Raw genomic sequence first — 22,256 nt, 5'->3', positions numbered from 1 at the left:
CTCACTGGGCCGCGACGGCTGGCGTGTTGTAGAGCACGATCGCAGCGGTCACCAGCAAATTGATCAGGGTCAGCGGCAGGCAGAACTTCCAGCTGAAGTCCATCACCTGGTCATAGCGTGGGCGCGGGATCGAGGCGCGCAGCAGGATGAACAGCATGATGAAGAACGCGGTCTTCAGTGCGAACCACAGGAACGACAGTTGCGGCAGGATGCCGAACGGGCCGTGCCAGCCGCCGAAGAACAGGGTTACCAGCAGCGCCGAGATGAGGATGATGCCGATGTACTCACCGACGAAGAACATGCCCCATTTCATGCCGGCATACTCGATGTGGTAGCCGTCGGCCAGTTCCTGTTCCGCTTCTGGCTGGTCGAACGGGTGACGGTGAGTCACGGCGACGCCAGCGATGAAGAAGGTGCAGAAGCCGAAGAACTGCGGAATGATGAACCACAGGTTCTGCGCCTGGTATTCAACGATGTCGCGCATGTTGAACGAGCCCACCTGTACCACCACGCCCATCAGCGCCAGGCCCAGGAACACTTCGTACGACACGGTCTGTGCCGAGGCACGCAAGCTGCCCAGCAGGGCGTACTTGTTGTTCGACGACCAGCCGGCGAACAGCACCGCGTAGACCGACAGGCCGGCCATGGCGAAGAAGAACAGCAGGCCGATGTTCAGGTCGGCAACGCCCCAGGTCGGGGTGATCGGGATGACCACGAAGGCGATCAGCAGGGCGCTCATGGCCACTACCGGTGCCAGGGTGAAGATCACACGGTCGACGAAGGGTGGGTTCCAGTCTTCCTTGAAGAACATCTTCAGCATGTCGGCAGCGATCTGGAACATGCCGTAAGGGCCGACGCGGTTCGGACCGTAACGGTCCTGCCACCAGCCCAGCAGGCGACGCTCGACGAAGCTGAGCAGCGCGCCACAGACCACCACCGCCAGCAGGACCACGATGGCCCGCAGCACGGTGAGGATCACATCGATCACTTCGGGGGTGAACCAGCTCATTGTGCTGCCTCCTGCAGACCTTCGACGGATGCACCGAAGATGGCAGGCGGAATGCCAGCCAGGCCTTTCGGCAACGCGACCAGGCCGGCGCCCAGCTCTTCATTGATACGCAGTGGCAGGCGCAGGGCCACACCGCCCACGTTCAGGCTCAGCAGGGCACCGTCGTTGACGCCCAGGCGGTCGGCTTCGGACTTGGCCAGGGCCACATAGGCTGCCGGGATGCGCTCTTGCACCGGGGCGGCGCGCGAGGAGCTTTCTTCGCTGCCGAACAGGTGGAAGAACGGCACGGCAGTCCAGGTGCCACGGGCCGGGTTGAAGGCGCCCGGAATGGCGTTGAACCAGTGCAGGCGGTCGCCTTGCGATTCGATCAGACGTACGCCTGGGTCACCGGCACGCAGGTGGCCACCGACCTCGTCCTGGAACTTGTTCCAGGCTTGCGGCGAGTTCCAGCCCGGCGACCAGGCGAACGGCACTTGCTGGCGCGGTTCGGCCGAGCCCGAGTAGCCTTCCATGGAGAAGGCGAACGCGGTGTCCTTGTCTTGCGGGGTGCGCGGCTCGTGCACGCTGATGTTGGCGCGCATGGCGGTACGGCCGGAATAGCGCAGCGGCTCACGGGCCAGTTTCAAGCCCTTGATGCGGAACGCGGCGCCTGGCGCAGCGTTGACGATGCCGGCCAGTTGCGGGACGGCTTCGGCGCAGGCGCTGGTGACGTGGTCCAGCTGGGTCCAGTCGACCGGCTTGTTCAGCAGGGTGGCACGCAGGGCGTGCATCCAGCGCCAGCCTTCGTGGATCTGGATGCTGCTGTCCAGGTACTGCGGGTCGAACACCTGGAAGAAGCGCTGGGCACGGCCTTCCTGGCTGACCAGGGTACCGTCGCCTTCGGCGAACGAGGCAGCTGGCAGCACCAGGTGGGCGCGGTCGACAGTCGGCGTTTTCGAGTGGTCGGCAACGATCACTACCTTGGCCGCGGCCAGGGCAGCGTCGACCTTGGCGGCCGGTACGCGGGTGTACAGGTCGTTTTCCAGCACGACGATGGCATCGGCCTTGCCGCTGATGACCGCGTCCAGCGCGGCATCGACCGACTCGCCACCGAGCATGGCCATGCCGAGGCTGTTGGCTTCAGGCACCACCAGGCTCAGCGAGCCGTTCTTCTCGCGCAGCTTCAGCGCCTTGGCGATGTTGGCGGCGGCTTCGATCAGTGCCGGGTCGGCCAGCGAGGTACCGGCTACGACCAGTGGGCGCTTGGCGGCGACCAGGGCGTCGGCGATGCGCTGGGCCAGGGCTTGCGCTTCGGCGTCCAGGCCTTCGACGGCTGGGGCGCTCGGGTCGATGGCGTGGGCCACGGCGAAACCGATGCGGGCCAGGTCGGCCGGGGCGGCGTGCACGCATTCTTCGGCGACGTCGTCCAGCTTGGTTTCAGCCAGCGAAGCGATGAACAGCGGGTACAGCGCGTGCTGGCCGATGTTCTTCACGGCGGCGTCGAGCCACGGCTGCACTTTCATCGCTTCGGCCATGGCCTCGGCCTTGCCCTTGGTGGCCTGGCGCACGGCCAGGGCGACGCGGGCAGCGGTCTGGGTCAGGTCTTCACCGAGCACGAAGACGGCGTCGTGGTCTTCGATGTCGCGCAGGGTCGGGACCGGCAGCGGGCTGTTGTTCAGCACGTTCAGGGCCAGGCGTACGCGGGCCAGTTCGCCGGCTTCCATACCCGAGTAGAAGTACTCGGCACCGACCAGCTCACGCAGGCCGTAGTTGCTTTCCAGGCTGGCGCGTGGCGAACCGATACCAACGATGGTGCGGCCGCGCAGCAGGTCGGCGGCCTTGTCCAGGGCGGCGTCCAGGCCCAGCTTGGTGCCGTCGGCCAGGTGTGGCTGGCGTGGGCGATCCTTGCGGTTGACGTAGCCATAGCCGAAGCGGCCGCGGTCGCACAGGAAGTACTGGTTGACCGAACCGTTGAAGCGGTTTTCGACCCGGCGCAGTTCGCCGTAGCGCTCGCCCGGGCTGATGTTGCAGCCGCTGGAGCAGCCGTGGCAGATGCTCGGGGCGAACTGCATGTCCCACTTGCGGTTGTAGCGCTCGGAGTGGGTCTTGTCGGTGAACACGCCGGTCGGGCAGACCTCGGTCAGGTTGCCGGAGAATTCGCTTTCCAGCACGCCGTCTTCGACGCGGCCGAAGTACACGTTGTCGTGGGCGCCGTACACGCCCAGGTCGGTACCACCGGCATAGTCCTTGTAGTAGCGCACGCAGCGGTAGCAGGCGATGCAGCGGTTCATCTCATGGGCGATGAACGGGCCGAGGTCCTGGTTCTGGTGGGTACGCTTGGTGAAACGGTAGCGGCGCTCGTTGTGGCCGGTCATTACCGTCATGTCCTGCAGGTGGCAGTGACCGCCTTCCTCGCACACCGGGCAGTCGTGCGGGTGGTTGGTCATCAGCCATTCGACGACGCTGGCGCGGAACGCCTTGGATTCTTCATCGTCGATGGAGATCCAGGTGCCGTCGGAGGCAGGGGTCATGCAGGACATGACGATACGACCGCGGGTGTCGTTCTCGTCGGTGTACTGCTTGACCGCGCACTGCCGGCAGGCACCAACGCTACCAAGCGCCGGGTGCCAGCAGAAATAAGGGATGTCGAGGCCGAGCGACAGACAGGCCTGTAACAGGTTGTCTGCACCGTTGACTTCGAGCGCTTTGCCGTCTACGTGGATAGTGGCCATTGTTCAAAGTTCTTCGTTGGCCCGCGTGAGCGGGCGTGGCTAATGGAAATCGGTGAGCTTGCGACACGCCACGATTTCTCGGGCCTGCCGGCAAGCTGGCGAGTGGCACGGACCACCCGCCTAATCATCTTGTTATGCGCCGACCACGATCGGCTTCGCCAGATTTGGACGCAGTGCATCGCCAGCACTTGCTGGGGCGACACCCGCCTCGAACTCCGAGCGGAAGTATTTGATGGCACTGCCCAGCGGCTCGACGGCACCTGGTGCGTGAGCACAGAAGGTACGGCCAGGGCCGAGGAAGTTGACCAGGCCCAGCAGCGTCTCGATGTCTTCGGCGCGGCCCTGGCCTTTTTCCAGTGCGCGCAGCATCTTCACGCTCCACGGCAGGCCGTCACGGCATGGAGTGCACCAGCCGCACGACTCGCGGGCGAAGAACTCTTCCATGTTGCGCAGCAGCGAAACCATGTTGATGCTGTCGTCCACCGCCATGGCCAGACCAGTACCCATACGGGTGCCGACCTTGGCGATGCCACCGGCGTACATCTGCGCGTCGAGGTGCTCGGGCAGCAGGAAACCGGTACCGGCGCCGCCTGGCTGCCAGCACTTGAGCTTGAAGCCGTCGCGCATGCCGCCGGCGTAGTCTTCGAACAGTTCACGGGCGGTGACGCCGAATGGCAGTTCCCACAGGCCCGGGTTCTTCACCTTGCCGGAGAAGCCCATCAGCTTGGTGCCGTGGTCTTCACTGCCTTCGCGGGCCAGCGACTTGTACCAGTCGTTGCCGTTGGCGACGATGGCCGGGACGTTGCACAGGGTTTCGACGTTGTTCACGCACGTCGGCTTGCCCCACACACCAACGGCAGCAGGGAAGGGCGGCTTGGAGCGTGGGTTGGCGCGGCGGCCTTCCAGCGAGTTGATCAGTGCGGTTTCTTCACCGCAGATGTAGCGGCCGGCACCGGTGTGCACGAACAGCTCGAAATCGAAACCGCTGCCGAGGATGTTCTTGCCCAGCAGGCCGGCGGCCTTGGCTTCCTCGATGGCGCGGTTGAGGTTCTTCGCTGCGGTGGTGTATTCGCCACGCAGGAAGATGTAGCCACGGTAGGCCTTCAGGGCGCGGGCGCTGATCAGCATGCCCTCGACCAGCAGATGGGGCTGTTGCTCCATCAGCATGCGGTCCTTCCAGGTGTTCGGCTCCATTTCGTCCGCGTTGCACAGCAGGTAGCGGATGTTCATGGATTCGTCTTTGGGCATCAGGCCCCACTTCACGCCAGTGGGGAAGCCTGCGCCACCGCGGCCCTTGAGGCCGGAGTCCTTGACGCTTTGCACGATGTCGTCGGCCGACATCTGCGCCAGTGCCTTGCGCGCGGCAGCGTAGCCGTTCTTCGATTCGTACTCGGCAAGCCATACCGGCTCGCCGTCGTCACGCAGGCGCCAGGTCAGCGGGTGGGTTTCGGCCGTGCGCGCGATGCGGTTGGCCGGGCCGAAGGAAGTAATGGTCATACGTAACCCTCCAGCAGTTTGGAAACGCCAGCCGGCTGCACGTCACCGAAGGTGTCGTCGTCGATCATCAGCGCCGGGGCCTTGTCGCAGTTGCCCAGGCAGCACACCGGCAGCAGGGTGAAACGCCCGTCCGCGGTGGTCTGGCCGAGGCCGATGCCCAGCTCGCTCTGGATCTGGCTGACCACCGACTCATGGCCGCCGATGTAGCAGACCATGCTGTCGCACACACGGATGATGTGGCGGCCGACCGGCTGACGGAAGATCTGGCTGTAGAAAGTGGCGACACCTTCGACGTCGCTGGCCGGAATGCCCAGCACTTCACCGATGGCGTGGATGGCGCCGTCCGGCACCCAGCCACGTTCCTTCTGGACGATCTTCAGGGCTTCGATGGACGCCGCGCGCGGGTCCTCGTAGTGATGCATTTCGTGCTCGATGGCCGAGCGCTCGGTTTCGCTCAGGGCGAAACGGTCTGTCTGGATAAGCGTGCTGTTCATGCTTAGCGGTCCACGTCAGCCATAACGAAGTCGATACTGCCCAGGTACGCAATGAGGTCGGCGACCATGCTGCCTTTGATCACCGAAGGGATCTGCTGCAGGTGCGGGTAGCTCGGGGTACGGATCCGGGTGCGGTAGCTCATGGTGCCGCCATCGCTCGTCAGGTAGTAACTGTTGATGCCCTTGGTCGCCTCGATCATCTGGAACGACTCGTTGGCCGGCATGACCGGGCCCCACGAGACTTGCAGGAAGTGCGTGATCAGGGTTTCGATGTGCTGCAGGGTGCGCTCTTTCGGCGGCGGCGTGGTCAGCGGGTGGTCCGCCTTGTACGGGCCTTCCGGCATGTTGCGCAGGCACTGGTCGATGATGCGGATACTCTGGCGCATCTCCTCGACACGGACCATGCAGCGATCGTAGGCATCGCCGTTGTGGGCCAGCGGTACTTCGAACTCGAAGTTCTCGTAGCCGGAGTAGGGGCGGGCTTTACGCAGGTCGAAGTCGCAACCGGTGGCACGCAGGCCGGCACCGGTGGTACCCCAGGCCAGGGCTTCCTTGGTGTTGTACGCGGCAACGCCGATGGTACGGCCCTTGAGGATGCTGTTCTGCAGGGCAGCCTTTTCGTACTCGTCGAGGCGCTTGGGCAGCCATTCGACGAAGTCCTTGACCAGCTTGTCCCAGCCGCGCGGCAGGTCGTGGGCGACGCCACCGATGCGGTACCAGGCCGGGTGCAGGCGGAAACCGGTGATCGCTTCGATCACGGTGTAGGCGCGCTGGCGGTCGGTGAAGGTGAAGAACACCGGGGTCATGGCGCCGACGTCCTGGATGTAGGTACCCAGGAACAGCAGGTGGCTGGTGATACGGAAGAACTCGGCCAGCATCACGCGGATGGTGTCGACCTTCTGTGGCACCTTGATGCCGGCCAGTTTCTCGACCGCGAGCACGTACGGCAGGTTGTTCATTACCCCGCCGAGGTAGTCGATACGGTCGGTGTACGGGATGAAGCTGTGCCAGGACTGGCGCTCGGCCATTTTCTCGGCACCACGGTGGTGGTAGCCAATGTCCGGTACGCAGTCGACGATTTCTTCACCGTCCAGCTGCAGGACGATACGGAAGGCACCGTGCGCGGAAGGGTGGTTGGGGCCGAGGTTGAGGAACATGTAGTCCTCGTTGGCGCCCTGACGCTTCATGCCCCAGGCTTCCGGGTTGAAGCGTGCCGACTCCTCTTCAAGCTGCTGCTTGGCCAGGGTCAGGCTGTAGGGATCGAACTCGGTGGCGCGGGCCGGGTAGTCCTTGCGCAGCGGGTGGCCTTCCCAGGTGGGCGGCATCATGATGCGGCTGAGGTGCGGGTGGCCGGCAAAGTCGATGCCGAACATGTCCCAGACTTCGCGCTCGTACCAGTTGGCGTTCGGCCAGATACCGGTCACGGTCGGCAGGTTCAGGTCGCCTTCGCTGAGCGACACCTTGATCATCACATCGCTGTTACGCTCGATCGACAGCAGGTGGTAGAACACGCTGAAGTCGGCGGCGGGCAGGCCGCGGCGCTGGGTGCGCAGGCGTTCGTCGACGCCGTGCAGGTCGTACAGCATGCTGTACGGTTTGGCCACGCCGCGCAGGAAGCTGAGCACTTCCTTGAGTTGCTCGCGCTTGACCCACAGCACGGGCATGCCGGTGCGGGTTTCCTGGGCGACGAATGCTTCGGCGCCAAAACGGTTGTGCAGTTCGACGACCACATCCTGGTCGTCAGCCTTGTAGGGCGGAATGAAAATAGCGTTGTCCGCTGTCATGGTCTCGGTCGCTTTGGGTCAACGTTAAGAATGAAGCCAGGCCGCCGGCTCCAGGGGAGCGGGCGGCAGGTCGCTGGATCAGACTTCGTCGGGGCTGCGCAGGTTGGTTACTGCAATGCGCTGCTCACGACGCAGGTCTTTCTGGGCTGGCATCTCGGCACGGTAAATACCTTGATCACCAACAACCCAGGAAAGCGGGCGTCGTTCTTGGCCGATCGACTCCTGCAGCAGCATCAAGCCTTGCAGGAAAGCCTCAGGGCGTGGCGGGCAGCCAGGCACATAGACGTCCACGGGGAGGAACTTGTCGACCCCCTGAACGACCGAGTAGATGTCGTACATGCCGCCGGAGTTGGCGCATGAACCCATGGAAATGACCCATTTCGGTTCGAGCATCTGCTCGTACAGGCGCTGAATGATCGGCGCCATTTTGACGAAGCAGGTACCGGCGATGACCATGAAGTCGGCCTGACGCGGCGAGGCCCGGATGACTTCGGCGCCGAAGCGGGCGATGTCGTGGGGTGCCGTGAAGGCCGTGGTCATTTCCACGTAGCAGCAGGACAGGCCGAAGTTGTACGGCCAGAGGGAGTTCTTGCGACCCCAGTTGACCGCGCCACGCAGCACATCTTCAAGCTTGCCCATGAAGATGTTCTTGTGGACCTGGTCCTCTAGCAGTTGATCGGTGACGGTTTCCCGTTCACCGACCGGGTACTGCTCGTTGGGCGCATCCGGATCGATTCTGGTGAGATTGTATTGCATGCCAAAGCCTCATTGTTTCAGCTTCGCTTGCCGCTTGCGGCGACCTTCGGGAGCCCAATCAAGTGCCCCGACGCGCCATAGGTAGACAAGACCAGCCAACAGAATTGCTATGAAAACGAGTGCTTCGACGAATCCGGTCCAGCCGCTTTCGCGGACGGACACAGACCATGCAAAGAGGAAGAGGGCTTCGATATCGAAGATCACGAACAGCATCGCGACCAGATAGAATTTGGCGGACAGGCGCAGGCGGGCGCTGCCGACGGGCAGCATGCCGGATTCGAAGGGTTCGTTCTTGGCGCGGCCCCAGGCCTTGCTACCGAGCAGGCTGGACAGGCCGAGCATGAAGGCGCACAGGCCGACGACACCCAGGAGGAAGATGGCAAAGCCCCAGTTGTGGGCGATGAGTCCTGCCGAATCGGACATGCTAGAGATCCTTATACAGAGACCCAGCTCTGCAGTCTGAAATAAGTGTAGAGCGGCGACCTGGTGTCGCACGTGCAGTGACCAAATGTCGCAGCTGAATCAATCGCGCTGATTTTATGGGTAAACCCGGTGCAAGTAAAATTTCTGTCGCAAATTTATTCGTAGGATTAAGTACAAAACCTGCGTGTAACTGGCTGAAAGCCTTGAGATTCGGGCATTGCGTGCGGTTTTGTTAATTATGTTTCTTGCGACGGGTAACGAATTGCAAGTTTCGTAATGATAATTGATATCATTTAACCTGATGCCTGATATTTCCCCTGTTCTGTGCCTTGTAAAGTTCATCTGGCGATTTCCTCTACTTGCAAATGCGAAAAACGCCTGTTCTAGCACCTCCCGACACCGCTCGCACCGCTCTGGGTCAATACTTTATCGATTGAGCGATGACTGGCAGATGAAGTGATCGCCCACTGGCCGAGCCAGTAGGTGAGGATGATCAGGTACGGCGCGGCGGCGAAGGGGCTGACGAAGCGGTCGATGCCGATCAGGCTGTCGGAGAATACGAACAGGCCGGCACCGAGCGCGGCCAGGCTGCCACAGGCCAGTGCGCGCCAGAGCATGGCACTGATTGCCAGGGCGTACACTGCGACCGGGATCAGCAGCGGGCCGAGACCGTGGCTGGCGAGTACGCCGAACAGGGTGATGCCGGTGAGGGCGCTGAACAGGAGTGCGGGTAGGGCGGGGTGCAATGTTTGGCCGCAATAGGCGCGCAGGTAGGCCAGGTGGGCACAAAGGAATGCGACCAGGCCGAACACGAACAGGTCGGCGGGGATGGCCAGCAGGATGTCGCCGAGTACCGAGAACGCCAGGCCGATCGAGATCCACTTGCGATAGGGCGAGGCTGGGGCGCTGCGCAGCCAGGCGATCAGGGCCAGTACGGGTATCGGTTTGGCCAGCAGGGCGAGCAGGGTGTTGTCGCTGGCCAGTGCATATATATAGAGGGCAGCGGCGGCCAGGGCGATTGTGGTCAGGTGGCTCGGGCGGGGCATGGGCGGTCCTTGCTGCTGGGCTGCCACAAGCATAGACCTGATTGTGGGGTTTGTTGGTGATGCGTCGGGGTTGTGTGAGGGCTGGCATGGGTATGGCGAGAGGAATGTGGCGCCTGTGAGATCGAGCGCCGCCCGCGCGGCGCTCGATTTGAGCAGCACCGCAAAAACCAAGGCAGGCACCTGGCCGCCCTGACGCAATCGGGCGCAGAACACCTGAAATGTCGGATTTAACCCCTTCCATGTAGGCCATTTCCCAAACATACTCTTGCCGCCTTTTTTCCGTTGCGGCTGCTGTGGCAGCGCTCTAGTCTCGGCGAGTCGTTGCACATCAACGACACGGCTTTGACAGGCCGGAATTGAAAGAAGGTGCACTCGCTTTGCCTCAATGGCAGCTGTGCGTGTGGGCACGTTCGCGTGCGCCGGTCTTTCTTTCTTTCCACCGGTCTGTCAACCCGCGCATAGCTGCCACCTAACCGTTTGACAGCGGGCGGATGGCAGCCAAACAGGAAAGAAAGGAGCGAGTCATGCTAAAAGTTGTCCCCGATCCACCCCGCAACTCCCATTCCCTCGAAGACACCCTGATCCAGGCCACCGTGGTGCATCAGGCCTTCGGCATTGGTTCAGGCGCAGATGCACACAGGGCCTCGGACTTTGCACTAAGGCTTGATTGATGTGTTGTCTGGGTGTGCCTCTTCGCGGGTAAACCCGCTCCCACAGGTTCATCACAAGCGCCAAGACTTGCACAGCACCTGTGGGAGCGGGTTTACCCGCGAAAGGGCCGGCCCAGGCAGTAGAGAATTTTCAGGGGAATGAACAATGACAACAGAAGACACCCAGTTCACCGTCGGCAAAACCACCTTCTTCCAAGGTGAAAACGGTACTCACCCACTGTTCCGCATCGAGCCCGGCATTCCTTGTCGGGATGCCCGCGAGCAGTCCTCGGAGCTGATGGGCTATGTGCGCGAACTGACCATCACCGGCCTGATGGACGAGAAACCGATGATGATCTGGGCTGCCCATTACCTCAGCGCCATGGCCAAGGCGCTGATGGATGACGCAGAGCTGGGCATGAAGCATTGAGGTTGTTCCAGTCACAGGCTGCTATTTGAACCCATGCAAAAAGGCCCAGGGCTTTCACAAACCCCGGGCCTTTCTTCAACAGCAACCCACTATCAGTGGAACTGCTCTTCCTCGGTCGAACCAGTCAGTGCGGTCACCGACGAAGCCCCGCCCTGAATAACAGTGGTCATGTCGTCGAAGTAGCCAGTGCCCACTTCCTGCTGGTGCGCCACGAAGGTGTAGCCTTTGTTGGCGTCAGCGAATTCCTGCTCCTGCAGCTTCACGTAGGCGGTCATGTCGTTGCGGGCGTAGTCGTGCGCCAGGTTGAACATGCCGTGCCACATGTTGTGGATGCCGGCCAGGGTGATGAACTGGTGCTTGTAGCCCATGGCCGACAGCTCGCGCTGGAACTTGGCGATGGTGGCGTCGTCCAGGTTCTTCTTCCAGTTGAAGGACGGCGAGCAGTTGTACGACAGGATCTGGTCCGGGTACTCCTTCTTGATCGCTTCGGCGAAGCGGCGGGCTTCGTCCAGGTCCGGCTTGGCGGTTTCGCACCAGATCAGGTCGGCGTATGGTGCATAGGCCAGGCCGCGGGCGATGGCCTGGTCGAGGCCGGCGCGTACCTTGTAGAAGCCTTCACGGGTACGCTCGCCGATCACGAACGGCTGGTCGTACGGGTCGCAGTCGCTGGTCAGCAGGTCGGCGGCGTTGGCGTCGGTACGGGCCAGGATGATGGTCGGTACGCCCGAAACGTCAGCGGCCAGGCGCGCGGCCACCAGCTTCTGTACAGCTTCCTGGGTCGGTACCAGTACCTTGCCACCCATGTGGCCGCATTTCTTGACCGAGGCCAGCTGGTCTTCGAAGTGCACGCCGGCGGCGCCTGCTTCGATCATGTTCTTCATCAGCTCGTAGGCGTTCAGTACGCCACCGAAACCGGCTTCGGCGTCGGCCACGATTGGCGCGAAGTAGTCGATGTAGCCGTCGTCGCCCGGGTTCTTGCCGGCTTTCCACTGGATCTGGTCGGCGCGGCGGAAGGCGTTGTTGATACGCTTGACCACGGTCGGTACCGAGTCGACCGGGTACAGCGACTGGTCAGGGTACATGGACTCGGCCGAGTTGTTGTCGGCGGCAACCTGCCAGCCGGACAGGTAGATGGCCTGGATGCCGGCCTTGACCTGCTGCACTGCCTGGCCGCCGGTCAGGGCGCCCATGCAGTTGACGAAATCTTTTTCTGGGCGGAAGGACGGGTGGGCACCTTCGGTGACCAGCTTCCACAGTTTTTCTGCACCCAGGCGCGCCAGGGTGTGCTCCGGCTGCAGGGAGCCACGCAGGCGAACGACATCAGCGGCGGTGTAGGTACGGGTCACGCCTTTCCAGCGCGGGTTCTCGGCCCAGTCTTTCTCGAGGGCTGCAATTTGCTGTTCGCGTGTCAGTGCCATGGAAATAAACCTCGTCGCATCGATCTTGGGGTAATTGTGCTGATGCTCGGAGCAGATCAGGAGCTGGCGGCTGTCCTGTTCGCAGGAGTGCGGCGGCGAACGCGAAGGCTCGAAGGGGAAGGGTGTGCAGGCCAGGCGAAAGGGTGCTCCGGCAGGTTGGCTCGTGGTTGCCTTGCTGCGGTGCTACGCGATTGCCAGTACTGCGGTGATGCGCTTCCGTCCCTCGGGACAACTTCTTCGTTGCAGTCGCAATCCCGTCGAACCGCCTTGTGGGCCGTATAGACACGAGGCGCCTCCAGGGGTGGGAGGAGCACGCCTCGAAGGCCCTTGCCAGGGCCCCTGATTAGCGGGAGCGAGGCCATCATGCCCTTGGGAAAAAGACCCTGTCAAATGTTTTGTAGTGGTTTTTTTCTCTTACTACATCTTTGGTCTAATGCGACCTGGCAGTCAGTTTCAAGGCCTTTGGTCGAGGCCTTGAATTGCCTGGGATCAGTCGAGAAGGTCGACTTTGACACGTAAAGTCATGTTTTCACCGCGCTGGGTGCTGTAACTGAGGCTTGATGTGCTGCGATCGGCTTGGCTCTGCTGATTGTGCCCGGCCAGTGTGATCCATTCGCCGAGCTTGCCGGTGACCGTCGTGTCGGTGCTTTGCACATTCACTACATCTGCACGTTCATGGCTGATGCGGTCATTATTGGTGCTTATTTGCAGACGAACCATATCGCCACTCAGGCTTGGGGTGACGTAGAAACCCTGGGTCACGTTGCGGTATTCGGTGTTGCTCTGGATGCGCCCGTAGCCGTCGGTGCTGGTGCTGGTGATCGGGATGCTCTGGCCTATCTGGATCAGTGCCGGCTGGCCTTCGCTGGCCTGGATCTGCTGCATGCCGCCGTCACGGTTACTGGTGCCGTAGTGGATGACACGCGCGTTGCCACGGTTGTCCTGGAAGTTGCTGTCGTTGTTGTCGACGCTGATCAGCAGGCGCTTGGGCGCGGTGTCCAGCTGTTGCAGCAAGGCGCGCAGGTCGTCGATGCGCTCGGCACTGGCGTTGACGATCAGCTTGTTCTCGAAGGCGCTGACCGTGCCGTCCTTGCCGATGAACGCCTGGGCGGCGGGCAGCAGTTCGGCGCTGCTGCGGTGTTGTAGCGGTACGACCTCGGTGGCGGCCTGGGCGGTAAGGCTGGCGACCAGCAGCAGGGAGGCGAGAAGGGGGCGTAGCGGCATGTCCATGATCTCCGCAGGTGGAATGTTCATGATGGCAAATTTGCCTGGCTTCTGCTGGTTTCACGTTATAGAACCCCTTGAGCGGTGGCCGCTGTCAGACAAATTCCGTAACATCGCGCCCCTTGTTTTTGTACCGTCCGCCCGGACCGCCTCACAGGATGCTCATGAAACCCGCCCGACTCCGCGCCGACCTGCTCGCCGGCCTGACCACCTCGTTCGCCCTGGTGCCCGAGTGCATCGCCTTTGCCCTGGTGGCTCACCTGAACCCGCTGATGGGTCTGTATGGCGCCTTCATCATCTGCACCCTGACGGCGCTGTTCGGTGGCCGGCCGGGGATGATTTCCGGCGCTGCCGGCTCGATGGCGGTGGTGATCGTCGCGCTGGTGGTGCAGCACGGTGCGCAGTACCTGCTGGCGACGGTGCTGCTGGGGGGCGTGGTGATGATCCTGTTCGGCTTGCTGCGCCTGGGCAAGCTGGTGCGGTTGGTGCCGTACCCGGTGATGCTCGGCTTCGTCAATGGCCTGGCCATTGTCATCGCCCTGGCCCAGCTGGAGCATTTCAAGCAGGGTGAGCACTGGCTCAGCGGTGCGCCGCTGTACCTGATGGTGGGCCTGGTGGCGCTGACCATGCTGGTGGTTTATGTGTTGCCGAAACTGACCCGTGCGGTGCCGCCGGCGTTGGTGGCGATCCTCAGCGTTGGTGTGCTGGTGTACCTGCTGGGTCTGCCCACTCGCACCCTGGGCGATATGGCGAACATCGCCGGTGGCCTGCCGCACCTGGCGCTGCCGGACGTACCGTGGAATCTTGAAACCCTGAAGATCATCGTCCCTTACGCGGTGCTGATGGCCATGGTCGGCCTGCTGGAAACCCTGCTTACGCTCAACCTGACCGATGAAATCACCGAAAGCCGTGGCTACCCGGACCGCGAGTGCGTGGCACTGGGCGCGGCCAATATGGTTTCCGGCCTGTGCGGTGGCATGGGTGGTTGTGCGATGATCGGCCAGACGGTGATCAACCTCAGTTCCAATGGCCGTGGCCGGCTGTCGGGCGTGGTGGCCGGAGTGATGGTCCTGCTGTTCGTGTTGTTCCTTTCGCCGCTGATCGAGCGTATTCCGCTCGCGGCACTGGTCGGGGTGATGTTCGTGGTGGCGCAGCAGACCTTTGCCTGGGCGTCGTTGCGTGTGCTGCACAAGGTGCCGCTGAGCGATGTGCTGGCGATCATTGCCGTGACCGTGGTAACGGTGCTTACCGACTTGGCAGTGGCGGTGTTGTTCGGTGTCGTCATCGCGGCGGTGAACTTTGCCTGGCAGCATGCGCGCGAGCTGTATGCCGACAGCCATGAGGACGGGGAAGGGGGCAAGCGTTATCAGGTGCATGGCACGCTGTTCTTTGCCTCGACCACGCCGTTCCTGAACCAGTTCGATCCGGCTAACGACCCGGCCAAGGTGACCCTGGATTGCCAGCATTTGAGCTTTGTCGATTATTCGGCGATTGCCGCGTTGAAGACCTTGCGGGAGCGGTATGCCAGGGCGGGCAAGCAATTGCGGGTGGTGCATCTGTCGGAGCGCTGCAAGAAATTGCTGAAGCGGGCTGGTGAGCAGCACTGAGAGTGGTTGTTGCCTGTACCGGCTTCTTCGCGGCTAAAGCCGCTCCCGCAGGGGTTATGCATTCCCTGTGGGAGCGGCTTTAGCCGCGAAGAGGCCGGTACAGGCGAATGAACTATTCCCCGCGGTTCTTCTTGACGATGGCGTCGGCAATACTCGCCGGCGCCTCGGCATAGCGGGTGAACTCCATCGAGAAGCTGGCCCGGCCCTGGGTCATCGAGCGCATCGAGGTGGCGTAGCCGAACATCTCGCCCAGCGGCACCTCGGCACGGATCACCTTGCCGGCCGGCGTTTCGTCACCATCCTGGATCATCCCGCGGCGCCGGCTCAGATCACCGAGGATGTCACCCTGGTACTCCTCCGGGGTCACCACTTCCACCTTCATCACCGGCTCCAGCAACACCGCTCCACCTTTCTGCGACAGCTGCTTGGTGGCCATCGAGGCGGCGATCTTGTAGGCCATTTCGTTGGAGTCGACATCGTGGTACGAGCCGTCGTACACCGCCGCCTTCAGGTTGATCAGTGGGTAGCCGGCGAGCACGCCGTTCTTCATCTGCTCCTCGATGCCCTTCTGGATCGCCGGGATGTACTCGCGCGGTACCACGCCGCCGACGATTTCGTTGATGAACTCCAGGCCTTCCTTGCCCTCGTCGCCGGGGGCAAAGCGGATCCAGCAGTGGCCGTACTGGCCTCGGCCGCCGGACTGGCGGACGAAGCGGCCCTCGATTTCGCAGGTGTTGCGGATTTTCTCGCGGTAGGCCACCTGTGGCTTGCCGATGTTGGCCTCGACGTTGAACTCGCGGCGCATGCGGTCGACGATGATGTCCAGGTGCAACTCGCCCATGCCCGAGATGATGGTCTGGCCAGTCTCTTCATCGGTGCGCACACGGAATGACGGGTCTTCCTGGGCCAGCTTGCCTAGGGCAATGCCCATTTTTTCCTGGTCGGCCTTGGTCTTCGGCTCCACTGCCACGGAAATGACCGGGTCAGGGAAGTCCATGCGTTCGAGGATGATCGGCTTGTCCATGTCGCACAGGGTGTCGCCGGTGGTCACGTCCTTCATGCCGATCAGCGCGGCGATGTCGCCAGCGCACACGTCCTTGATTTCGGCGCGCTGGTTGGCATGCATCTGCACCATGCGGCCGATGCGTTCTTTCTTGCCCTTGACCGAGTTGAGCACCGCGTTGCCGGAGCTGAGCACGCCGGAATAGACCCGGGCGAAGGTCAGGGTGCCGACGAACGGGTCGGTGGCGATCTTGAACGCCAGGGCCGAGAACGGCTCGCTGTCGTCGGCGTGGCGCTCCAGGTGCTTCTCTTCGTCATCCGGGTCGGTGCCCTTGATGGCGGGGATTTCCGAAGGCGCGGGCAGGTAGTCGATGACCGCGTCGAGCATCAGCGGTACGCCCTTGTTCTTGAACGACGAGCCGAGGATGGTCGGCACGATCTCGTTGTTCAGGGTGCGTTTGCGCAGGCCGGCCTTGATCTCTTCGATGCTTAACGCTTCGCCTTCGAGAAACTTGGTGAGCAGTTCGTCATCGGCCTCGGCTGCGGCCTCGACCATGTGCGCGCGCCATTCGTCGGCCAGTGCCTGCAGTTCGGCGGGGATGTCTTCCTCGCGATAGCTGGTGCCCTGATCCGCGTCGTTCCAGTAGATGGCCTTCATCTTCACCAGGTCGATCTGGCCGACAAAGTTTTCTTCGCTGCCGATGGCCAGCTGGATGGGTACCGGGTGGTGGCCCAGGCGTTGGTCGATCTGCCTGACCACGCGCAGGAAGTCAGCGCCCTGGCGGTCCATCTTGTTGATGTAGGCCAGGCGTGGCACGTGGTACTTGTTGGCCTGGCGCCAAACGGTCTCGGACTGTGGTTCGACCCCGTCCGCGCCGCTGAATACCACCACCGCGCCATCGAGCACGCGCAGCGAGCGCTCCACCTCGATGGTGAAGTCGACGTGGCCGGGGGTGTCGATGATGTTGAAGCGATACTTGTGGGCGAACTGCTTGGTCGAGCCCTGCCAGAAGGCGGTGGTCGCCGCCGAGGTAATGGTGATGCCGCGCTCCTGCTCCTGGGCCATCCAGTCCATGGTCGCGGCACCATCGTGCACTTCGCCCATCTTGTGGTTGACCCCGGTGTAGAACAGGATCCGCTCGGTGGTCGTGGTCTTGCCGGCATCCACGTGGGCGACGATGCCGATATTGCGGTACAGCTCGATGGGCGTTGTGCGGGCCATGGCGGACTACCTGTGGATGAGCGGATTCTCCCACGGTAGCAGACCGGGAGAATCCTGCCCTGCCGCCTGACCGTCAGTCGGCCTGGGCTTGCAGCATCCACTGGCCGTCCACTTCGCGGGCCAGGCCGCTGGCGGGCAGCAGGGCCAGCAGGCGCGTGTGCAGGGCGGCTTCGGTGAAGGTCTTGAGGGTGGCCAGGTCCAGTGCACCCACCAGGTTGAGATCGGCCTTGGTGTACGACAGCCAGGCTTTTTTCAGGGCCTGGGCGACGTCGCTGCCGGAGGTGCTGGCGAAGCGGCGGTGCCATTGGCGGCCGTCGAAGGTGAAGGTGTGGGCGTGGCTGTAGGTGCTTTGGTCGCCACCTTCGGTGCAGCGGTGGCAACGGCACGGGCCTTCGCCGAAGGCGTTGCGCAGGTAGCTGTTGAAGTCCACCACGGGCTTGAGGGACAGGCGTTTGTCGACTTCGAACAGGTCGGCGATCAGGGGTTCTTCGGCGCTCACTCGGGATCCTCGTGTGGTGTGGCTTGCATCGGCGGGCACCCTAACAGATCGGGCCTTTCAGATCACCTTTTGCAGGCCCGGCCTCTTCGCGGGTAAACCCGCTCCCACAGGTACTGCGCATGCGGTCCCTGTGGGAGCGGGTTTACCCGCGAAGAGGCCAGTAGAGACAATAGAGACCACCTGCCGTACTCTACGCGCCCATACGCCTACACACCCACTGAGGTAACCCCGCTTGAGCACCAAGTACCCGTACATCGCCACCATCACCATCAGCGCCGAAGACCGTGGCGGCGACACCGAGGCCTCGGAAAACCCCAACATGCGCGTTGGCCTGGAAGCGGTGACCGAAACCCTGAAAAAGGTGCATTTCGTCGGTACGCTCGCGGCCCCTGAAAAGAACGCCACGCACATCTGCGTGACCCTGGAAAACGGCCTGACCTACTACGGCCCGATCGTCAACGGCCACGCCGAACTCGAAGGCGGCTGGATTGCCTTCGAGTCCGACATGCTCACTCCCGCAGAACTGGGCTTGTAAGTATCAGTTCAGCTCGGCCAGGCACTGCTCGAGGATATCCAGACCTTCTTCGAGCACCGCGGCCTCGATGGTCAGCGGTGCCAGCAGGCGGATGATGTGCCGTGCCTTGCCGCTAGGCATCAGCAACAGGCCCTTGGCTCGCGCCGCTTCCATCACCTTGGCCAGCTGCGCCGGTGCCGGGCTGCCGTCGGCATTGACGAACTCGATCCCGCGCATGGCGCCGACGCCGGTCAGGCGGCCGATGAACGGGCTCAGCCCAGAAGCCTTCCAGCGCTCGTAGCGGCGCACGATTGCCTGCTCCTGGCGCTCACCCCAGGTAGCGACGTTCTCGTCGGTCATCTGCGCCAGGCTGGCCAGGGCCGCCGCGCAGGCGATCGGGTTGCCCGAATAGGTGCCACCCAGGCCGCCTTTGGGCAGCGCTGCCATCAGTTCCTTGCGCCCGACCACCGCACCCAGTGGCATGCCGCCGGCAATACTCTTGGCCAACAGCAGCAGGTCGGGCTCAAGCCCTAAGCGCGGGAAGGCGAAGCGCTGGCCGGTACGACCGAAACCCGACTGGATCTCGTCGATGATGATCAGGATCCCGCGCTCGTCGCAGAAGCGGCGCAGGGCCTGGGCGAAGCCTGGGTCAAGGGCGAGGAAGCCGCCTTCGCCCTGCACCGGCTCGAAGATGAACGCCGCCACGTCCTCCACGGCCAGCTCGACGCTGAACAGGCGGTCCATGGCCTTGAGGGCCTGTTCGCAGGTTACCCCGGTGTCGGCGCTGGGGTAGGGCAGGTGGTACACCGGCCCTGGCAGTTCACCGACCCGCTGCTTGTACGGGGCGACCTTGCCGTTGAGGTTCAGCGTGGCCAGAGTGCGACCGTGGAAGCCGCCGTCGAAGGCGATGATGGCGCGTTTGCCGGTGGCACCGCGGGCTACTTTCAGGGCGTTTTCCGCAGCTTCCGCGCCGCTGTTGGTGAGCATGCCGGCCAAGGGGTAGCTGACCGGCACGAATTGGCTCAGTTGCTCCATCAGTGCCAGGTATGGCCCGTGGGGGGCTGCGTTGAAGGCGTAGTGGGTCAGGCGAGTGGCCTGGGCCTGGATCGCCTCGACCACGGCCGGGTTGCAGTGGCCCAGGTTGAGCACACCGATACCGCCGACGAAGTCGATGTAACGTTTGCCGTCAGTGTCCCAGACTTCGGCATTACGGCCATGGGAAAGTGTGATCGGGTGAACGATGGCAATGGATTGGCTGATACTTTCCTGGTTCATGGGCACGCGGACCTTTGTTCGAGTTTCTTATTATCCAAGCGTGTTGGCGGGTTATTCCGCAAACGAATTATTCGATTGCGGTCATTCCCTGGATTCGTGATCTTGTAGTTGATTTATATCGCCTGTGCCGGCCTCTTCGCGGGTGATATCAATCCCCCTCGGCCACCCGCTCCCGAATCCACTGCACGAAGGCCCTGACCTTGGGCACTTCGGCCGCATGCTCGGCATGGGCGATGAAGTGCCGGCCATTGCTCGCCACCGGGTGGTCCCAGGCCACCACCAGCTTGCCCTCGCTCAGTTCTTCGGCCACCAGGTAGCGCGGAATCAGGGCGATGCCGCAGCCGGCAATGGCCGCGCGGATGCACAGGTAGAACGTGTCGAAGCGTGGCCCGTGGTAGCTGTTCTGGCTATGCAACCCCAGCCCCAGGAACCATTCGTGCCAGGCCTCCGGGCGCGACACGCACTGCAGCAGGCGGTGTTCGGTCAGCGCCTGGGCGCTGTCGAAACGGTGGTTGGCCAGCAGCTGCGGGCTGCACACCGGCACCACTTCTTCGCTGAACAGCTCGATGCAGGTTGCCCCGGGCCAGGTGCCCTGGCCGAAGAAAAACGCAATGTCGGCCTTGGCCTGCACCAGGTCGAACGGCTCCAGTTCGTTGCGGATATCCAGGTGAATGCGCGGGTAGCGGTCGCCAAAACCCTTCAGCCGGGGCACCAGCCAGCGCGCGCCGAAGGTGGGCTGGGTGGCGATGCGCAGCACTTCGGTCTCGTCGCCGTAGCTGAGGATGTAGCGGCTGGAAATGTCGATCTGGGTGAGGATCTTGTTCACTTCGGTGAGGTACAGCGCGCCGGCGGGGGTCAGGTGCAGGCGCCGGCGAATGCGCTGGAACAGCGAGTGCGACAGCATGTCCTCGAGCTGCGCCACCTGCTTGCTGACGGCGCTCTGGGTCAGGTGCAGTTCCTGGGCCGCGCGGGTGAAGCTGAGGTGGCGGGCGGCCGCTTCGAAGCACTGAAGGGCGGTGGTCGAAGGCATCAGGCGTTTGGACATGACGGGCAAATACCGAGCAAAAAAGGAAGGAGTTCATTCCGTAACGGAATCATGTGTTTCGAAAAGGTCGTTTGTTGACCCCGCCCTATAGATTAATACTGACCTGGATCAACGATTACAACCGGTCGTGCGAAGAGGAGGTCAGTACCCGCTTCCGGCAACTGCAAAACAACAACAACGAACATCAGAAATTTATAAGAATTCTGCTCCAGTCTTCAGCCGCTCCGCCGCGGCCGACCCATTCGAGGGTTCTTCATGGCTTCGCTACACAACAACAAACAGCGCTCCCTGCAGCACGGCCTGACGTCCCGTCAGGTCTCCATGATCTCCATTGCCGGCATCATCGGGGCCGGCCTGTTCATCGGTTCCTCCAACGCCATCGCCACCGCCGGCCCGGCCATCCTCATCTCCTACGCCATGACCGGCCTGCTGGTCTTGCTGGTGATGCGCATGCTGGGCGAAATGGCCATCGCCAACCCCAACAGCGGCTCGTTTTCCACCTATGCCTCCGAAGCCATCGGCCCTTGGGCGGGCTTTACCATCGGCTGGCTGTACTGGTGGTTCTGGGTACTGATCATTCCGGTCGAGGCCATTGCCGGCGCCGATATCCTGCATGCCTACTTCCCCGGTGTGCCGTCGTGGCTGTTCGCCTTCCTGATCATGCTGGTGCTGTCGGGCACCAACCTGATCAGCGTGAAGAACTTCGGGGCCTTCGAGTACTGGTTCGCGCTGGTCAAGGTGGTGGCGATCATTGCCTTCATCGTGGTCTGCAGCCTGGCGGTGTTCGGCGTCTGGCCGCTGGCCGAGGTGTCCGGGGTGAGCCGGCTGTGGGACAACGGTGGCTTCATGCCCAACGGTTTCGGCACCGTGCTCGGTGGCGTGCTGATCACCATCTTCTCGTTCTTCGGCGCCGAAATCGTCACCATTGCCGCTGACGAAACCGCCAACCCGAAAGACAAGATCCGCCGCGCCACCAACCTGGTGGTGTACCGCATCGCCATCTTCTACCTGGCGTCGATCTTCCTGGTGGTGTCGCTGGTGGCCTGGAACGACCCGGGGCTTAAAGCCGTGGGTTCGTTCCAGCGCGTGCTGGAAGTGCTGAACGTGCCGGGTGCCAAGCTGCTGGTGGATATCGTGGTGCTGGTGGCCGTGACCAGCTGCATGAACTCGGGCCTGTACACCGCGTCGCGCATGCTCTATTCGCTGGGCGCCCGTGGCCAGGCGCTGAGCGTTACCAAGCGTATCTCCGGTTCTGGCGTACCGACCGTGGCGGTCATTTTCTCGACCCTGGCCGGCTTTGCCGGGTGCTTCGTCAACTATGTGTTCCCGGGCAAAGTGTTCGGCTTCCTGCTGTCCACCACGGGTGCCATCGCCTTGCTGGTGTACCTGGTGATTGCCGTGTCGCAGCTGCGCATGCGTGCCCGTGCCGAGCGTGAAGGGCGGCCGCTGGAGCTGAAGATGTGGCTGTTCCCGTGGCTGACCTGGCTGGTGATCGGCACCATCGTCATGGTGCTGGGCTACATGCTGTTCAGCGATGCCTACCGCTACGAGACGCTGATGACTGCCGGAGTGACTGCATTCATCTTGCTGGTTTCGCTGACCCAGCGAGGCACCAAGGTGGTTGCCCAGACGGCCTGATGATTCTGCTTT

19 protein-coding genes are annotated in these 22,256 nt (G+C 62.7%); 5 read left to right on the top strand and 14 right to left on the bottom strand.

Annotation, left to right across the window (positions count from 1 at the left end; translation table 11 throughout):
* Position 1: 1 nt before the first annotated feature.
* The 8 genes from nuoH to MKK04_RS18015 form a co-directional block, all read right to left on the bottom strand.
* Positions 2-1,009 carry an NADH-quinone oxidoreductase subunit NuoH gene (gene nuoH / locus MKK04_RS18050; RefSeq protein ID WP_063912671.1) on the bottom strand — a complete coding sequence of 336 codons (1,008 nt, stop codon included), beginning with the start codon at positions 1,007-1,009 and terminating at the stop codon, positions 2-4.
* A complete protein-coding gene (gene nuoG / locus MKK04_RS18045) occupies positions 1,006-3,720 on the bottom strand; it encodes an NADH-quinone oxidoreductase subunit NuoG (RefSeq protein WP_207831026.1) in 2,715 nt (904 codons plus the stop codon). The genes nuoH and nuoG overlap by 4 nt, the downstream gene beginning before the upstream one ends.
* A 132-nt stretch (positions 3,721-3,852) precedes the next feature.
* Entirely contained in the window at positions 3,853-5,217 is a 1,365-nt protein-coding gene (nuoF, locus tag MKK04_RS18040; RefSeq protein WP_207831027.1) for an NADH-quinone oxidoreductase subunit NuoF, read from the bottom strand.
* Entirely contained in the window at positions 5,214-5,711 is a 498-nt protein-coding gene (gene nuoE, locus MKK04_RS18035) for an NADH-quinone oxidoreductase subunit NuoE (protein ID WP_003251433.1), read from the bottom strand. Before nuoE ends, nuoF begins: the two co-directional genes overlap by 4 nt.
* A 2-nt stretch (positions 5,712-5,713) precedes the next feature.
* Positions 5,714-7,495, bottom strand: a complete 1,782-nt coding sequence (gene nuoC, locus MKK04_RS18030; protein WP_013973384.1) for an NADH-quinone oxidoreductase subunit C/D — start codon at positions 7,493-7,495, stop codon at positions 5,714-5,716.
* A gap of 78 nt (positions 7,496-7,573) precedes the next feature.
* Positions 7,574-8,251, bottom strand: coding sequence for a NuoB/complex I 20 kDa subunit family protein (locus MKK04_RS18025; RefSeq protein WP_003251429.1), 678 nt, complete (start codon positions 8,249-8,251; stop codon positions 7,574-7,576).
* A 9-nt stretch (positions 8,252-8,260) separates the two neighbouring features.
* Complete coding sequence (locus tag MKK04_RS18020; protein WP_003251427.1) at positions 8,261-8,674, bottom strand: NADH-quinone oxidoreductase subunit A; 414 nt, start codon at positions 8,672-8,674, stop codon at positions 8,261-8,263.
* A gap of 383 nt (positions 8,675-9,057) precedes the next feature.
* The gene (locus tag MKK04_RS18015) at positions 9,058-9,720 is read right to left on the bottom strand and encodes a lysoplasmalogenase (RefSeq protein WP_233693676.1); all 663 of its coding nucleotides are present in this window, start codon (positions 9,718-9,720) and stop codon (positions 9,058-9,060) included.
* 524 nt (positions 9,721-10,244) lie between these two features.
* Between MKK04_RS18015 and MKK04_RS18010 the strand changes: the two genes are divergently transcribed.
* Positions 10,245-10,391, top strand: a complete 147-nt coding sequence (locus tag MKK04_RS18010) for a hypothetical protein (protein WP_233693799.1) — start codon at positions 10,245-10,247, stop codon at positions 10,389-10,391.
* Positions 10,392-10,536: 145 nt separating this feature from the next.
* A complete protein-coding gene (locus MKK04_RS18005; RefSeq protein WP_233693675.1) occupies positions 10,537-10,800 on the top strand; it encodes a DUF3077 domain-containing protein in 264 nt (87 codons plus the stop codon).
* 92 nt (positions 10,801-10,892) lie between these two features.
* Here MKK04_RS18005 and aceA read toward each other — a convergent pair whose 3' ends face one another.
* Together aceA and MKK04_RS17995 are read right to left on the bottom strand one after the other, a co-directional pair.
* Complete coding sequence (gene aceA / locus MKK04_RS18000; RefSeq protein ID WP_013973380.1) at positions 10,893-12,218, bottom strand: isocitrate lyase; 1,326 nt, start codon at positions 12,216-12,218, stop codon at positions 10,893-10,895.
* 489 nt (positions 12,219-12,707) lie between these two features.
* Entirely contained in the window at positions 12,708-13,472 is a 765-nt protein-coding gene (locus MKK04_RS17995) for a secretin N-terminal domain-containing protein (RefSeq protein WP_241105855.1), read from the bottom strand.
* A 134-nt stretch (positions 13,473-13,606) separates the two neighbouring features.
* Here MKK04_RS17995 and MKK04_RS17990 point away from each other — a divergent pair, with 134 nt between their 5' ends.
* A complete protein-coding gene (locus tag MKK04_RS17990) occupies positions 13,607-15,049 on the top strand; it encodes a SulP family inorganic anion transporter (protein ID WP_207831033.1) in 1,443 nt (480 codons plus the stop codon).
* A gap of 112 nt (positions 15,050-15,161) precedes the next feature.
* Here the strand turns inward: MKK04_RS17990 and fusA are convergent, their stop codons facing one another.
* Positions 15,162-17,273: an elongation factor G gene (gene fusA / locus MKK04_RS17985; RefSeq protein WP_207831036.1), complete on the bottom strand. Its 2,112-nt coding sequence runs from the start codon at positions 17,271-17,273 to the stop codon at positions 15,162-15,164.
* Positions 17,274-17,346: 73 nt separating this feature from the next.
* The gene (locus MKK04_RS17980) at positions 17,347-17,772 is read right to left on the bottom strand and encodes a hypothetical protein (protein WP_087499969.1); all 426 of its coding nucleotides are present in this window, start codon (positions 17,770-17,772) and stop codon (positions 17,347-17,349) included.
* 232 nt (positions 17,773-18,004) lie between these two features.
* Here MKK04_RS17980 and MKK04_RS17975 point away from each other — a divergent pair, with 232 nt between their 5' ends.
* Positions 18,005-18,307: a hypothetical protein gene (locus MKK04_RS17975; protein ID WP_085720495.1), complete on the top strand. Its 303-nt coding sequence runs from the start codon at positions 18,005-18,007 to the stop codon at positions 18,305-18,307.
* A 3-nt stretch (positions 18,308-18,310) separates the two neighbouring features.
* Here MKK04_RS17975 and MKK04_RS17970 read toward each other — a convergent pair whose 3' ends face one another.
* Entirely contained in the window at positions 18,311-19,561 is a 1,251-nt protein-coding gene (locus MKK04_RS17970; RefSeq protein WP_207831038.1) for a 2-aminoadipate transaminase, read from the bottom strand.
* Positions 19,562-19,709: 148 nt separating this feature from the next.
* Complete coding sequence (gcvA, locus tag MKK04_RS17965; protein ID WP_015271044.1) at positions 19,710-20,606, bottom strand: transcriptional regulator GcvA; 897 nt, start codon at positions 20,604-20,606, stop codon at positions 19,710-19,712.
* Positions 20,607-20,861: 255 nt separating this feature from the next.
* On the opposite strand from gcvA, the gene MKK04_RS17960 reads away from it, so the two are divergent.
* Complete coding sequence (locus MKK04_RS17960; protein ID WP_207831041.1) at positions 20,862-22,244, top strand: amino acid permease; 1,383 nt, start codon at positions 20,862-20,864, stop codon at positions 22,242-22,244.
* Positions 22,245-22,256: the final 12 nt, after the last annotated feature.

Source organism: Pseudomonas sp. LS.1a, assembly GCF_022533585.1.
Classification (GTDB): domain Bacteria; phylum Pseudomonadota; class Gammaproteobacteria; order Pseudomonadales; family Pseudomonadaceae; genus Aquipseudomonas.
The sequence above is the reverse complement of the archived record's forward strand: the minus strand, read 5'-3'. Positions and strand labels throughout refer to the sequence as shown.

Excerpts from the sequence above, each read along its gene's own strand:
- gcvA (WP_015271044.1), bottom strand. The coding sequence starts at position 20,606 with ATGTCCAAACGCCTGATGCCTTCGACCACCGCCCTTCAGTGCTTCGAA.
- MKK04_RS17990 (WP_207831033.1), top strand. The coding sequence starts at position 13,607 with ATGAAACCCGCCCGACTCCGCGCCGACCTGCTCGCCGGCCTGACCACC.
- MKK04_RS17960 (WP_207831041.1), top strand. The coding sequence starts at position 20,862 with ATGGCTTCGCTACACAACAACAAACAGCGCTCCCTGCAGCACGGCCTG.
- nuoF (WP_207831027.1), bottom strand. The coding sequence starts at position 5,217 with ATGACCATTACTTCCTTCGGCCCGGCCAACCGCATCGCGCGCACGGCC.
- nuoE (WP_003251433.1), bottom strand. The coding sequence starts at position 5,711 with ATGAACAGCACGCTTATCCAGACAGACCGTTTCGCCCTGAGCGAAACC.
- MKK04_RS18015 (WP_233693676.1), bottom strand. The coding sequence starts at position 9,720 with ATGCCCCGCCCGAGCCACCTGACCACAATCGCCCTGGCCGCCGCTGCC.
- nuoH (WP_063912671.1), bottom strand. The coding sequence starts at position 1,009 with ATGAGCTGGTTCACCCCCGAAGTGATCGATGTGATCCTCACCGTGCTG.
- MKK04_RS18025 (WP_003251429.1), bottom strand. The coding sequence starts at position 8,251 with ATGCAATACAATCTCACCAGAATCGATCCGGATGCGCCCAACGAGCAG.
- MKK04_RS18010 (WP_233693799.1), top strand. The coding sequence starts at position 10,245 with ATGCTAAAAGTTGTCCCCGATCCACCCCGCAACTCCCATTCCCTCGAA.
- MKK04_RS17970 (WP_207831038.1), bottom strand. The coding sequence starts at position 19,561 with ATGAACCAGGAAAGTATCAGCCAATCCATTGCCATCGTTCACCCGATC.
- MKK04_RS18005 (WP_233693675.1), top strand. The coding sequence starts at position 10,537 with ATGACAACAGAAGACACCCAGTTCACCGTCGGCAAAACCACCTTCTTC.
- MKK04_RS18020 (WP_003251427.1), bottom strand. The coding sequence starts at position 8,674 with ATGTCCGATTCGGCAGGACTCATCGCCCACAACTGGGGCTTTGCCATC.
- nuoC (WP_013973384.1), bottom strand. The coding sequence starts at position 7,495 with ATGACAGCGGACAACGCTATTTTCATTCCGCCCTACAAGGCTGACGAC.
- fusA (WP_207831036.1), bottom strand. The coding sequence starts at position 17,273 with ATGGCCCGCACAACGCCCATCGAGCTGTACCGCAATATCGGCATCGTC.
- MKK04_RS17995 (WP_241105855.1), bottom strand. The coding sequence starts at position 13,472 with ATGAACATTCCACCTGCGGAGATCATGGACATGCCGCTACGCCCCCTT.
- nuoG (WP_207831026.1), bottom strand. The coding sequence starts at position 3,720 with ATGGCCACTATCCACGTAGACGGCAAAGCGCTCGAAGTCAACGGTGCA.
- aceA (WP_013973380.1), bottom strand. The coding sequence starts at position 12,218 with ATGGCACTGACACGCGAACAGCAAATTGCAGCCCTCGAGAAAGACTGG.